Origin of the sequence: Streptomyces sp. FH025 (genome assembly GCF_017427025.1) — a bacterium.
GTDB lineage: Bacteria > Actinomycetota > Actinomycetes > Streptomycetales > Streptomycetaceae > Kitasatospora.
On the sequence record NZ_JAFLNG010000005.1, the window covers coordinates 23690 to 37156 of the forward strand.

10 protein-coding genes and 1 riboswitch are annotated in these 13467 nt (G+C 70.8%); of the genes, 1 reads left to right on the top strand and 9 read right to left on the bottom strand.

Going from position 1 to position 13467, the window contains the following annotated elements; all coding sequences use genetic code 11:
• Window positions 1-86: 86 nt before the first annotated feature.
• The 4 genes from J0670_RS00745 to J0670_RS00760 all read right to left on the bottom strand — a co-directional run bounded on the left by J0670_RS00745 (window position 87) and on the right by J0670_RS00760 (window position 5789).
• The gene (locus J0670_RS00745; protein ID WP_207808566.1) at window positions 87-1802 is read right to left on the bottom strand and encodes an ABC transporter ATP-binding protein; all 1716 of its coding nucleotides are present in this window, start codon (window positions 1800-1802) and stop codon (window positions 87-89) included.
• Between the two features lie 14 nt (window positions 1803-1816).
• Window positions 1817-2809 (bottom strand): ABC transporter permease, encoded by a 993-nt coding sequence (locus J0670_RS00750; protein ID WP_207808568.1) that lies wholly within the window; start codon window positions 2807-2809, stop codon window positions 1817-1819.
• Window positions 2810-2983: 174 nt separating this feature from the next.
• Window positions 2984-4738, bottom strand: coding sequence for an ABC transporter substrate-binding protein (locus J0670_RS00755; protein WP_207808569.1), 1755 nt, complete (start codon window positions 4736-4738; stop codon window positions 2984-2986).
• A gap of 76 nt (window positions 4739-4814) precedes the next feature.
• Window positions 4815-5789, bottom strand: a complete 975-nt coding sequence (locus J0670_RS00760) for an ABC transporter permease (RefSeq protein WP_207808570.1) — start codon at window positions 5787-5789, stop codon at window positions 4815-4817.
• Between the two features lie 305 nt (window positions 5790-6094).
• A riboswitch (ZMP/ZTP riboswitch) is annotated at window positions 6095-6191 on the top strand.
• Window positions 6192-6211: 20 nt separating this feature from the next.
• On the opposite strand from J0670_RS00760, the gene J0670_RS00765 reads away from it, so the two are divergent.
• Entirely contained in the window at window positions 6212-7702 is a 1491-nt protein-coding gene (locus J0670_RS00765; protein WP_207808571.1) for a glycine hydroxymethyltransferase, read from the top strand.
• Between the two features lie 91 nt (window positions 7703-7793).
• Here J0670_RS00765 and J0670_RS00770 read toward each other — a convergent pair whose 3' ends face one another.
• The 5 genes from J0670_RS00770 to J0670_RS00790 all read right to left on the bottom strand — a co-directional run.
• Complete coding sequence (locus J0670_RS00770; RefSeq protein WP_207808572.1) at window positions 7794-9944, bottom strand: hypothetical protein; 2151 nt, start codon at window positions 9942-9944, stop codon at window positions 7794-7796.
• Window positions 9941-10720 (bottom strand): hypothetical protein, encoded by a 780-nt coding sequence (locus J0670_RS00775; protein WP_207808574.1) that lies wholly within the window; start codon window positions 10718-10720, stop codon window positions 9941-9943. Before J0670_RS00775 ends, J0670_RS00770 begins: the two co-directional genes overlap by 4 nt.
• Window positions 10721-10851: 131 nt before the next feature.
• Window positions 10852-11505, bottom strand: a complete 654-nt coding sequence (locus tag J0670_RS00780; RefSeq protein WP_207808576.1) for a Crp/Fnr family transcriptional regulator — start codon at window positions 11503-11505, stop codon at window positions 10852-10854.
• A gap of 69 nt (window positions 11506-11574) precedes the next feature.
• On the bottom strand, window positions 11575-12096 hold the full coding sequence (locus J0670_RS00785) for a Pycsar system effector family protein (protein ID WP_207808577.1): 522 nt from the start codon (window positions 12094-12096) through the stop codon (window positions 11575-11577).
• Between the two features lie 125 nt (window positions 12097-12221).
• A partial coding sequence (locus J0670_RS00790; protein ID WP_207808579.1) for an aldehyde dehydrogenase family protein occupies window positions 12222-13467 on the bottom strand: 1246 nt, incomplete at its 5' end.

A 13467-nucleotide genomic window follows, 5' to 3' on the forward strand; every position in this document is an offset into this window, starting at 1 on the left:
CGCACCCGAAGAGCGCCCCGCACCCGAAGCGCACTCCGCGCGCGAAGAGGCCTCGCACCCGAAGAGGCCTCGCCGCCCGGCGAACGTCAGTGCACCGCCGCCAGCAGCTCCCGGGTGTACTCCGTGTGCGGCGCGCTGAACAGCTGCTCCCGGTCGGTCGACTCGACGAGCCGGCCCCGGTGCATCACCGCCACCCGGTCGCAGAAGTGCCGCACCACCGCGAGGTCGTGCGAGACGAACAGGAAGGCCACGCCGAGCCGCTCGCGCAGCTCCATCAGCAGGTTGAGCACCTGTGCCTGCACCGAGACGTCGAGCGCCGAGACCGGCTCGTCCGCGATGATCAGCCGCGGCTCCGGAGCCAGCGCACGGGCGATGCCGATCCGCTGGCGCTGCCCGCCGGAGAACTCGTGCGGATAGCGGTCCAGGTATCCGGCGGGCAGCCCGACCTGCTCCAGCAGCTCCGCCGAGCGCTCCCGCCGCTGCGCCGCGTCCAACGAGGTGTGCAGCCGCAGTGGGGTGTCGAGGGTCTGCGCGACGGTGCGGCGCGGGTTGAGCGAGGCGTACGGGTCCTGGAACACCAGCTGGATCTCCCGGCTGAGCCGGCGCCGCAGCTCCCGGTCGGGGCGGGTGGCGTCCTGCCCGTCGTAGCGGACCCGCCCACCGGTGGGCCGTTGGAGTCCGGCCAGCACCCGTGACGTGGTGGACTTGCCGGAGCCGGACTCGCCGACCAGTCCGAGCGTCTCGCCGGGCGCGATCCGCAGGCCCACGCCCTCGACGGCGCGCACCGGTTCGGCCCGCAGCGAGGGCGGTCGCCGCCGTCCGGGGAAGTGCACGGACAGGTCCTCGACCTCGGCCAGCCAGCGCTCGGGCCGCTCGACGCTCCTCGGCCGGAACGTCCGTACAGGCGACGGATCGTCAACTGTCGGTAGGGCAGTGCCCGGTACGGAGTCCAGTCGCAGTGCCGCGCCCACCAGTGCGCGGGTGTACGGTTCGCGCGGCGAGGCCAGCAGCTCGCCGGTCGGCGCGGACTCGACCTCGACGCCGCCGCGCATCACCAGGGTGCGGTCCGTCGTCCCCGCGACCACGCCCAGGTCGTGGCTGACCAGCAGTACCGCCGTCCCGTGCTCGCGCTGCAATTCGCCGAGCAGGTCCAGGACCTGCCGCTGCACCCGGGCGTCCAGGGCGGTGGTCGGCTCGTCCGCGATCAGCACCTGGGGGTCGTTCATCAGCGCCATCGCGATCATCACCCGCTGACGCATCCCGCCCGAGAACTGGTGCGGGTAGTCGCCGGAGCGGGCGGCGGGAATGCCGACCCGGTCGAGCATCGCGGCCGCGCGGCGGTGGGCCTCGGCACGCCCCGCCTCCGGGTGGTGCAGTCGGTACATCTCGGCGAGTTGGGCGCCGACGCCGTGGAACGGGCTGAGCGAGGTGAGCGCGTCCTGGAAGACCAGTGCCGCCAGGCCGCCCCGGACGTCGCGCAGCGCGGACTCCTCGGCGCCCACCAACTCCCGTCCGCCCAGGCGGATCGAACCGGTGACGGTGGTGGTGCGCGGGTCGTGCAGACCGAGGACGGCCAGTCCGACGGTGGACTTCCCGGAGCCCGACTCGCCCACCAGGCCCAGGACTTCGCCCGGCGCGAGGTCGAACGACAGTCCGCGAACGGCCGTCACCGGCGCGCCGCCGCGCGGATCGGCGAACGTGACCGTCAGGTCGCGCACGCTCAGCACGGCCTCCGTCGCCGGGGTGGGCTCGACGGCCGACCCCTGGTCGCGGGAACTCGTGGAAGGAACAAGGGACTTCATCGAATCGTCTCCCCTCAGCTCAGCCGGATGCGCGGGTCGAGCCAGGCCACCGCCAGGTCGGCCAGCGCGACGAACAGCACCACGAAGCAGGCGGCCAGCAGCACCGCGCCGACCACGGCGGGCAGGTCCTGCGAGCCGACGGCCTGGGCGGCGAAGCGCCCGATCCCGTTCAGCCCGAACACGGTCTCGGTGATCACCGCCCCGCCCAGCAGCCCCCCGGCCTCCAGCCCGAGCAGCTGCACCAGCGGGCCTGCGGCGCCACGCGAGGTGTACTTGAGGTGCGCGCGCAGCCGGCCCAGTCCCTTGCCGCGGGCCGTCCGGACGTACTCCTCGTTCATCGTCTCCAGTAGCTGGGAGCGCGAAAGCCGGGCGAACACGGCCGAGTTGACGAATCCGAGGACGAGCCAGGGGAGTAGCATCCCGCCCGCCCAGGCGGCCAGGTCCTCGCCCGGCGGTGTGTAGGAGGGCAGCGGCAGCAGGCCGGTGGAGTAGACCAGAGCCCACTGGGCGACGTACCCGAGGAAGTAGATCTGCACGCTCGCGCCGACCAGGGTGAAGCCGGACAGCAGCCGGTCGGTGCGGCTGCCGTGCCGCAGCGCGGACACGAAGCCGGTGCCGAGTCCGAGCACCAGCAGTACGGCGAGAGCCCCGGCGGTCAGCGACAGGGTGACCGGCAGGTGGTCGACCAGCGCCTCGGTGACGGGCTGGTGCAGCCGGTAGGAGTACCCGAGGCAGGGCGCGTCGCAGTGGATGACCGAGCCGTCCACGTCGCCGATGTCCCGCCCGGCGACGACCCCGACCAGGTAGTCGGTGTACTGGGTGAGCAGCGGCTGGTCCAGGCCCATGCTCTGGCGCACCGCCGCGACCTGCCCGCTGTCGCAGCGCGGGCCGCAGGCGGCGCGGGCCGGGTCGGCGGGCGCGGCGTAGAAGAGGGCGAAGGCGGCGGCGGAGACCGCGACCAGGACGGCGAACGCCTGGAGGGTCCGCCGCAGGGCGAAGGAGAGCATGGCCGATCCGAGGTCGACGTGGCGGGGAGGGGGATTCCGGGCCCGGCCCCGCCGAAACGGCAGCGGTGGGGGCGGGCCCGGCGACTCAGGGCTCCAGCACTTCAGCACCTCAGCACTTCAGCGCTTCAGCACTTGAGGGGCCTGAGGGCCTGAGGGCCTGAGGGCTTGAGAACGTCAGGACTTCAGGTACAGCCAGGTCAGCCCGACCGTCCCGTAGATCGGGTGGACGAACGCCCCACCGACGTTGCTGCCGCGCAGCTGGTTGGTGGTCGGGTAGGCGAAGGGCAGCACCGGCACGTCCTTCATCACCGTCTGCTCCAGCGCGTACAGCTCCTTGGCCTTGGCGCGCGGCTCGCCGATCTGGTTGATCCGGTCGATCTCCTTGTCGACCTCGGGGTTGCGGTAGCGGGCCGCGTTGAGGTCGCTGCCGGCCCGGCCGTCGAAGGAGAACGGGATCAGCGTGGACGGGGTCGGCCAGTCGACGGAGGAGGTCTCCTCGAACAGGTCGTACGGGGAGTCGGCGCGGTGCACCTCGTCCAGGAACGCCTTGGAGTCGATCGGCTTCGGCACCACGGTGATGCCCGCCTTCGCGAAGCCGTCCACCAGCACCTGCGCGACGCGCTGCCCCTCCGGCGTGTTCTTGTACCCGTAGGTCAGGCTGGCCGGCGCCTGCTTGGCCTTGGCGAGCTCGGCCTTGGCGGCCTCCGGGTCACCCTCCGGCTTGGCCGGGTAGAGGTCGTACTTCTGCCAGTCGATCAGTGCGGGCGAGCTGAGCGTGGTGGCCAGCTCGCCGGTCCGGGAGCCGCCCTGGACCTGCCGGGCCTGCTGGCGCGGGTAGGCCAGGTGCAGCGCCTTGCGCACCTGGACGTCCGGCACCCGCTCGTTGTTGATGACCAGCTGGGTGACGAAGGCGCCCTCGCGGCCGGAGACGACCAGCTCCTTGGCCTTCGGGTCGGTGTCGACGGTCTGGTACAGCTCGGGGGAGAGCGTGTCGTTGGCGGTGGTGGCGTTGGCGCCGCCGTCGCGTCCGGACAGGATCTCCTGGTTGATGTTGAGCGCCTCCTTGCCGTACGTGAAGACGAACTTGTCCGGGTACTGGTTGCGGATCGGGTCGGTCTCGGCCTTCCACGCCGGGTTGCGCTCCAGCACCATGCGGGTGTTCTGGACGTGCTCGACGATCCGGTACGGGCCGGTGGCGAACGGCAGCTTGTCGTAGTCGGTGCTGGTGTCCTTGTCCCGGCGCACCGGAGAGGAGGAGGACTGCGCGGCCATGTACGGCACGTCGGCCTGCGGCTGCGGGAAGTGGAAGACGATGGTGCGCTCGTCCGGCGTCTCGATCGCGGCCAGGTCGCCGTCCTGCGGGCCGGAGTACTTGGCGCGCGCCGCCTCGTAGCTCGCCTCGCCGGTGAGCCACTGCGGCCAGTACGGCGGGCCGACCTCGTAGCCCTTGCCGAAGCTGCGCTCGATGCCGTACTTGACGTCCTGGGCGGTGATCGGCTTGCCGTCCTCCCAGGCCACGCCCTCCTTGAGCTTGTACGTCCAGACCCGGCCACCGTCCGTCGGGGTGCCGGTGTCGGTGGCCAGGTCGCCGACCAACTTGGCCTTTCCGTCGACGACCTGATACTGCGTCAACTGTCGGCCCCAGAGGAGCGAGGCGTTGTAGGTGGCGCCCGCGTAGACCTTCTGCGGGTCCAGGTGGCGGAACTCGACGCTGTTGTACACGTTGACCGTGCCGCCGGGGCGGGCGCCGGGGACGGCCGGGGCCGGACCGGCGCTCTCCTTCTCGGTGCCGAGCGCGGCGGTCAGCGGGGAGGTCTCCTTGGCCGAGGCCCCGGCGGGGGCGGAGCCGCTGCCGCCCGCGCCGGCCGAGCAGGAGGTCGCCAGCAGCGCGGTGGCGATGACGGCGAGTGACGGTTTGGTCCAGCGCATGGCGAATCTCTCCTTGCCCCGGCGGATCGCGCCGGGGAGGGCAGGGGTTGATGAAGGCGAATGAGGTTCGAGGGCCTCAGCGGCCGCCGACGCGCGGGTCCAGCGCGTCCCGGACGGCGTCGCCGAGGAGGTTGAAGGCGACGACGAAGGCCAGCAGCGCCGCGCCGGGGAAGACCATGTACGTCGGGTCGGCCTGGAAGACCTCCGAGCCGCGCGCGATCATCCGCCCCCAGTCCGGCACGGGCTCGGTGACACCGACGCCGAGGAAGGACAGCGCGGCCTCGGAGGCGACGAAGGTCGGTACCGCCATGGTGGCGTGCACCAGCAGCTGCGAGCGCACATTCGGCAGCAGTTCGTGGACGACGACATGGAAACGGCTCGCCCCCTGCGCCCGGGCGGACTGCACGAAATCCCTTTCCCGGAGCGAGCGGACGGTGGCGCGGAGGGAAAGCGCGAGCGGAATCCAGCCGAACGCGGAGAAAACCAGAATCAGCACCAGGAACTGCATCCATTCCGGCTCCGCCGCGCCCGGGTCGACCAGCCGGGACTGGATCACCGGGCTGAGCGCGAGCAGCAGGAGCAGGGTCGGAAAGGCCAGCAGCACATTGGCGAGAAAGCCGAACAGCCGGTCGGCGATTCCGCCGAGATAGCCGATCGCGACCCCGGCCAGCACGCCGAGCGTGGTGGTCACCACGGCCGAGGCGAAGGCGATCAGCAGCGAGGTGCGGATGCCGTACAGCAGCTGGGTCAGCACGTCCCGGCCGAGACCGGGCTCCAGGCCGAACCAGAAGTCGCCGGAGATCCCGCCGTTCGGCAGCATCGGCAGCCCACCGTCGCTGAGCAGGCCGGGAGTGTTCTGGCCGTAGTGCTCGACCGGATTCTTCCCGTACAGGGCGGCGATCAGCGGCGCGCCCAGGGCGAGCAGCAGGAAGAGCAGGACGACGGAGAGGGCGGCGGCGCCGACCCGGTCCCGCAGGACGCGGCGCAGCAGGCTCGGCGCGGCGGGCGCGGGGGCCGTGCTGGGAACTGCGACTGTGTCGACCGCTGCCATGAGAGGCGTACTCCCCGAATTCTCCGCCGCCCCATGGGTGAGGGTGCGCTGGTGGGCATTTCCGATCCGGTCTCCGGGGGTTTCCCGGCGGCCGGTCGAGCGACATCAGATCGGATGCGTCCGAGGTTCCGCAAATCACCGCTGTGCGCCCCGGCGGAATTCCTTCCGGACTGTTTCGGGAAATGTGGCGGCTTCATTTCCCTGCAACACGGACGTTGCAGAAGAACGGACATATGCCATCAAACCGGGCTGGCCGTTCCGCATTCTGAGACCTCCGCCACAGTCCCCGCGATGTTGATACGATCCCGGTGGACCGCGACTGGCGCGTAGGGATGGAATCGACCATCGGGAAGCGGTCCCGTGGATTCTCACGTTCAGTTGCCGAGCGCCTGGGCCGCCCGCATCCCCACCAGGAGACCGCCATGGCCCAGACCGAGCACGAGCAGACCCCGAACCTGGCGCAGAGCCCGCACACCACCGCGAGCCCCGCCGCCGACACCGCCTTCCGCAGCGCCCTGGACGTCGTGGCCGGCGTCGAACCGCGGATCGCCGCCGCCATCGGCCGGGAGCTGGAGGACCAGCGTGCCTCGCTCAAGCTGATCGCCAGCGAGAACTACGCCTCCCCGGCCGTCCTGCTCGCCATGGGCAACTGGCTCAGCGACAAGTACGCCGAGGGCACCGCCGGCCGCCGCTTCTACGCCGGCTGCCGCAACGTCGACACCGTCGAGACCATCGCCGCCGAGCACGCCCGCGCCCTGTTCGGCGCCGACCACGCCTACGTCCAGCCGCACTCCGGGATCGACGCCAACCTCACCGCCTTCTGGGCCGTCCTCTCCCAGCGGGTCGAGAGCCCGGCCCTGGAGCGCGCCGCGGTCCGCAACGTCAACGACCTCACCGAGCAGGACTGGGCGCAGCTGCGCCAGGAGCTCGGCAACCAGCGCATGCTCGGCATGTCCCTGGACACCGGCGGCCACCTCACCCACGGCTTCCGGCCCAACATCTCGGGCAAGATGTTCGAGCAGCGCAGCTACGGCACCGACCCGGCCACCGGCCTGATCGATTACGACGCCCTGCGCGAGACCGCCCGCGAGTTCCGCCCGCTGATCCTGGTCGCCGGCTACTCCGCGTACCCCCGACTGGTGAACTTCGCCAGGATGCGCGAGATCGCGGACGAGGTCGGCGCGACCCTCATGGTCGACATGGCGCACTTCGCCGGCCTGGTCGCGGGCAAGGTGCTCACCGGCGACCACGACCCGGTGCCGCACGCCGACATCGTCACCACCACGACCCACAAGTCCCTGCGCGGCCCGCGCGGCGGCATGGTGCTGAGCACCGCCGAGCTGGCCGAACACGTCGACCGCGGCTGCCCGTTGGTGCTCGGCGGCCCGCTGTCGCACGTCATGGCCGCCAAGGCGGTCGCCTTCGCCGAGGCCCGCCGCCCCGAGTTCCGGGCCTACGCCCGCGCCGTCGTCGACAACGCCCAGGCGCTCGCCGAGGGCCTGCTGCGCCGAGGCGGCAAGCTGGTCACCGGCGGCACCGACAACCACCTCGTCCTCGCCGACGTCTCCGGCTACGGCCTGACGGGCCGTCAAGCCGAGGCGGCGCTGCTGGACTCGGGCATCGTCACCAACCGCAACTCCGTCCCGCAGGACCCGAACGGGGCCTGGTACACCTCGGGCGTGCGCCTGGGCACCCCGGCCCTCACCACCCGCGGCCTCGGCACCGCCGAGATGGACGAGATCGCCGCCCTGATCGACACCGTCCTGCGCGCCACCACCCCCACCACCACCGCCAACGGCGCCCCGTCCAAGGCCAACTACGCCCTCGACGACTCCCTCCGCGACGGCATCGCCAAGCGCGCCGCCGACCTCCTCGCCCCCTTCCCGCTCTACCCGGGCATCGACCTGGCCTGATGCCATGCCGAGCGTTGGTGGGCGTCGGCGGGGTGTCGCTGATGCCCACCAACGCTCGGCAGGATCGTCGTTCGCCCGGGCCGCCGATGATTTAGGGACGACGACAGATCGCAGCCCAGAGGTCGTCACCGGCTCGCCTCCCGTCCGGAAGGAAGATCTGTCCGAGCCGGTTCAGGAGGCTCATTCCGGCCGTTCGCGAAGGCTGTTCCTGGATGAGCGGCACCAGCCGGTCGCGGACCGCGGAGTAGACCGCCTCGTCGCCGACCGCGTTCTCCAGCCAGGTCGCGGCCGCGTCCATCGCCTTGGCCTCGAACTCCCGGTCCGCGAACACGTCGCCCAGGGCTCCGTCGATGGCCGCCCGGTACTCGTCGCGGGGAGCTCCGAACAGCCATGGTGTGGTGGTGTCGGCCGGCCCCATCAGCGCCAGCAGGGCGATCTTGCCGGGTACGTGCGCGCGGGACCGGAGCTTCCAGAGCAGGACTTCACCGATCAGGAGGTCCCGTCCGGCGTCGTCCGCGCAGAGTTTGCGATAGGTGTCGAGGACCCTGCCGAGGAGCGATCGGTCCTGGGCCGTCTCGGCGACTCGACGCAGGCGGGTGACAGCCTTCTTACGCTCGGATGGCGTGGACCGGTCGTCGGCCAGGACCTCGGCTGCCACGCTCACCACGACGGTCTGGAAGTCCGTGCCGGCGTCCGCCCATCGGTAGAGCCGGGCCCAAGCGGCGTGTGCCATCTGCTCGTTCCCCAGAACCCTGGTCATCACCGTGGTGCAGATCGAGATCCGGCCAGGACCGGCGGCCTCCCTGATCTTGCTGAGCACCGACGAGTCCTGGTGCCGCAGGGCCAGCGCGGTCAGCGACGACACACTGGGGGAATGGGCGAGGTTGCCGGGCGCTGTGATCTGGACGAGCCATTTCACCAGGACCGGCCGCATGTCCTCGTAGTTGTCCCAGACGTACATGAGCACGGCGTCGTCGAAGCCCGGGCGGTGGAACTCGACGATGTCCTGCGAGTCCACGCGTGCCCCGAGGTCGAGCAGCCGCTGCCGGAGCCCCCGGCCGGCGAAGACCTGGCTGACGCTCGTGGGCGGTTGGGTACGGTCGCTGTCGGCGATGATCCCCTCCAAGGTCCTGGCCGACTTCGAGATCGCGGGGGCGGGTCCCCTCCGGTGCACCGCGAGCGAGAGGAGCAGGCAACGGTCTTCGAGCGGCAGTCCCGCCTTCGAGCCGTCGGCGTGGGCGAACCGCTGGTCCAGTTCCTCGCGCCAGTCGCCGAGCGCGCTGACGATGCGCAGCAGCAAGCTCTGGTCAAGTGCTCTGTCCTGCAAGGCCTCGGGGGGCCTACTGATCGCCCGCCACGCCTGTGGTTTGTCGCGCTTGAACTCGTCCCACTGCCGGGCCAGCGCGTGGGCGGCGCCGACCGCTTGGACGGCGTCGCGCATGGCAGAGAGGTGAGTACGGGCGGTGCGTTCGCGGACGTAGCGGACGAGCCAGGGCAACCGCATTGTGACGAGCCTGCGTTCGACGACCTCCTGCGGCTCCGGCGGCGATCGGAGCTCGATCACCTGGACCCCGGGAGCGAACCACCCCCAATGCTTCGCCCAGAGCTCGGTGGTGATGTTGAGCACCCACATCGACTGGGCGTCCGCCAGTTTCTTGACCTGGCTCCCAAGGTCGGTCAGGAAGGCGTTCGACAGTCGGTCGGTCTCCGGGTCCTTGAGGTCGAACTGACAGATCTGGCGGTGGCCGAGGGGAATCCTGGAGACCTTCGGCCGCATCCAGTTCGGCTCCAGTTGGAGGATCGGCAGTTCCGCTTGAGTGTGCTTTGCCAGTAACTGATGGACGAGAGTGGTGGAGCCATAGCCGCGCGGGGCGACCATGATGATCACCCGGATCGAAGGATCGGCCAGCGCGGCCATTCCCTGCGTCCAGACGTCATTCCACGAGTTCGGGCGTGCGAAGGTCGGCGAATCGAGCAGCTCCGGCCGGTCCAGCTTCCGAACCTCCAACATGTCCTGGAGGTACAGGTTCTCGATGTTCTCCGCCACGATTCCGACATTGCCGTTGACACTGATCACCGGGGGTACACGGGCGGGTGCCCCGGTCGCGGTGGGCTCCGCCGGCGGATCGGGTTGCTGTGCCCCGGGGCGCACGTCCTCGCGGGCCGGGCCGGCTGGTGCCGGGTTCATCCGCTTGGGCGGAGGCAGGAAGTGCAGCGGCCCGGCCAGGTGGTACTCGGTCATGCGAAGCTGATGCCCCCGACGTTCATGCACTGGATCGTCTCTGCCGCAGTGCCGACGTTGCCCGTGATCTGGATGGCCGGCGCGGCCGCGGGCTGGCCGGCCGCCGACGTGCCGGTGGCCGGCCGGCTGGCCTCGACGGCGGGCCGGATGAGAGCGGGAGCCAGCCGGGGCACGTGGACCCAGGCTGAACGGCTGAACTGCTTCTCCCGGACGTTTGCGGAGACCTCGAGAAAGTCCCGCGGCGACAGGCCCAGGGTGCGTTCGGCCAGGACCACCCGCCGGTGGACCTCGTCCGAGATGATGGCGGCGGTGAACGAGTCGTGCTCGGCCGCCACGGCGGCCGCGGAACGGACCGCGTCACTCTCCACCAGCCGGCAGACGTCGTTGATCGCGTTGCCCCGGTAGTCGGGGGACAGCGGGCCGAGATGGACACTGAGCCGGGTCCGCAGTACGGGCGCGGCCGCGTGCCGCCCGCAGTCGTACCGGTGGAGGGCCTCCTCGAAGAGCGAGATGCACGGGTCGACCAGCCGGGGAAGTTTCGCGGCGGGCACGACCCTGATCCACCCGTCGCCGGTGTCCCGTCCGAGGTTGTGGCTCTCCCACTCGGATGCCAGACCGCTCTCCTCGAACGCCTCGGCCAGGGCCTCGTCGAGCGCGTTCCGCATGGCGGGCATGGCGGTCTCGGGGACCTTGCTGTAGCCGACGATGTCGGTGGTCAGGAGTGCGTAGTCCGGCGGAAGGTCGTCGGGGCCGGTGTGCGCGGGCAGCAGCGTCACGGTGTCCTCCGTGGGGTCGGTGGTGATGTCCGGATGGCGGAAGCGATCCTGTCGGTCCTTCGCAGCCGGTGCTGCCCACTGGTGTGCAGGCCGAGGGTGACCTGTGACACGTCGCCGTGGCGCTCGTGCGCCTACGCCGTCGCCGCGTGGGAGCGCAGCGCAGCCAGGTTCGTGACCGTCAGACCGCCGCCGGCCGAGGTGGTCAGCCAGCCATGCCCGCTCCATTCCTTCAGGGCCCTGCCGACCGCGTTGCGTGAGGCGCCGATCAGGCGGGCCAGATCCTCCTGCGGCAGCTGGATGCGGACGGGGCCGTCCGTAGCCGCCGTGTCGGCGAGGCGCGACAGCAGACTGGCGAGTCTGAGCGCGACCGATCCGGTGGCCAACTCCAGCTTGGTTCGGTCGGATTCGCGGATGCGGCTGTAGGAATGTTGGAGGAGCCGTCGGAGTAGATCGTGCTCGTCCACGAGATCGCTGAATTTGGCCGCAGTGACCACACGAACCCGGCAGGGTTCGAGGGTTCGTACAGTCGCACTGCGCCGTCCATTGGTCAACACGGCCATTTCGCCCAGGATTTCGCCGCTTCCACGGACCGCGAGGAGTTCTTCGGCGCCATGGGGGCCGTGGGCGGTCACCATGACGTTGCCGTGTTCGAGGAGGATGACGGAGGTCGCGTCGTCCCCTTGCCTGAGTAGTGTGGTGCCGGAATTGCGGTGCTTGAGCGGCGCCAGCCGGCAGAGCAAATCCCAGCAGCTCTCGCCCAGATACTCGCGGTGTGACTCTGGCATCGGGCCTCCGGGCGGACGCGATGCCGGCTCGGCGGACACCGAGCCGGCGGGTGTGAACGGCGTGCCGGCTCAGTGTGCCTCAAGGATGAGCACAGCGGCCAGGATTCCCAGAGTCAGGCCGAGGGAGAGCATGTCGGAAGCGGTTCGGAGGAGGCGGTACTTGCGTACGGCCAAGCGCGAGAGAGAAGCCAGTCGCTGGGCCTGGGCTGACGTCAAATCGCTGTGCTTCCGCCCCGAGACAGATTCGATCAATTGATCTGGCGTCAGCCTTGCGAAGTCGCTGAACGAGAGCGCGAGGCGATTATCGTGGTGGAGTTGTGGGCGGCCGGAAGCCAGCACCAGGCCGAGCGAAACGACCAACAGGCCGACCGAGATCAGCACCGCCGTCCGGGCCAGGCCGGTCGCCGGGGGCGGAGCCGAACTCAGTGCGACCATCATGGCGATTCCGGCGCCGGCGGCGGTCCCGACTCCGGCCGCCTTGACGTCGCTGCGGTGGAGTTCGGCGGTCACCTCATTCATGGATGTGCCGAGGTCGGCCTGAATCTGTCGAACCCTTGACTGCTTCCTCGAAGGCGTGTTCGTCGTGCGCACTGGGGAGGTCCTCCGGCCGGTCCGTGCGGGTTGGTGGATCCAGTTTCGGAAGACAGCCGGGCCAGTGCTGCCCCGTAGATGGCTGGATCGATGAGACGTGCCTCACAGCGCATCGACGAACAGGCCTAGTACTGCAGCGACTTGTACTGGAGGAACTCCTCCAGGCCGTGGCGGCCCAGTTCGCGGCCGAGACCGGAGCTCTTGTAGCCGCCGAAGGGGGCCAGCGGGTTGAAGCGGCCGCCGTTGAGGTCGACCTGGCCGGTGTCGAGGCGGCGGGCGAAGGCGGCGGCGGTGTCGGTGTCCGCGGCCCAGACACCGCCCGCCAGGCCGTAGACGGTGCCGTTGGCGATCTCGGCGGCGTGGTCCTCGTCCCGGTAGGAGAGGATCGACAGGACCGGGCCGAAGATCTCCTCCTGGGCCACCGCCATGTTCGGGGTGACGTCGGCGAGCACGGTCGGGCGGACGTAGAAGCCGGTCGGCAGCTCGGGCAGCGGCTCCGGGCCGCCGGCCACCAGCCGGGCGCCCTCGGCGAGCGCGCCGTGCAGGTAGCTGCGCACCCGTTCGAGCTGCTTGGAGTTGACCAGCGGGCCGATCCGGGTCTGCGGGTCCGTCGGGTCGCCCGGGACGTACTTGGCGGCGGCCGTGGTGGCGAGCGTGACGGCCTCCTCGTACTGGTCCCGGTGCACCAGCAGCCTGGTCCAGGCGCTGCAGGTCTGACCCGAATTGGCGAACACGTTGGCCACGTTCACGTTGACCGCGCGGGCCAGGTCCGCGCCCGGCAGCACCACGTTGGCGGACTTGCCGCCCAGCTCCAGGGCGACCCGCTTCAACCCGCGCCCGGCCGTCTCGGCGACCTGCCGGCCGACCGCGGTGGAACCGGTGAACGACACCACGTCCACCTCCGGGTGGGCGGCCAGCGCCGCGCCCGCGACCGCGCCGGTACCGGTCACCAGGTTGAACACCCCGGCCGGGAAGCCCGCTTCGTGCACCAGCCGGGCGAACAGCCGGGCCACCAGCGGGGTGTCCTCGGCGGGCTTGAGCACCACCGGGCACCCGGCCGCCAGCGCCGGGACGACCTTGGCCACGATCTGGTGCAGCGGGTAGTTCCACGGCGTGATCGCCGCGACGACCCCGGCCGGCTCGGCGAGCACCACCGAGTTGCCGATCCGCTCCTCGAAGGGGTGCTCGGCGAGCAGGGCCAGGTAGGAGGTCGCCACGGCCAGCGGCAGGCCGGCGTGCACGGCCCCGGCGAAGCCGACCGGGGCGCCCAGCTCGGCGACCACGGTCGAGGTGATCTCGCCCTGGGCCTCGGCGATCCCGTCCCGTAGCCGGGTCAGCAGCGCGAGCCGCTCCTCGCGGGTGGTGGTGGCC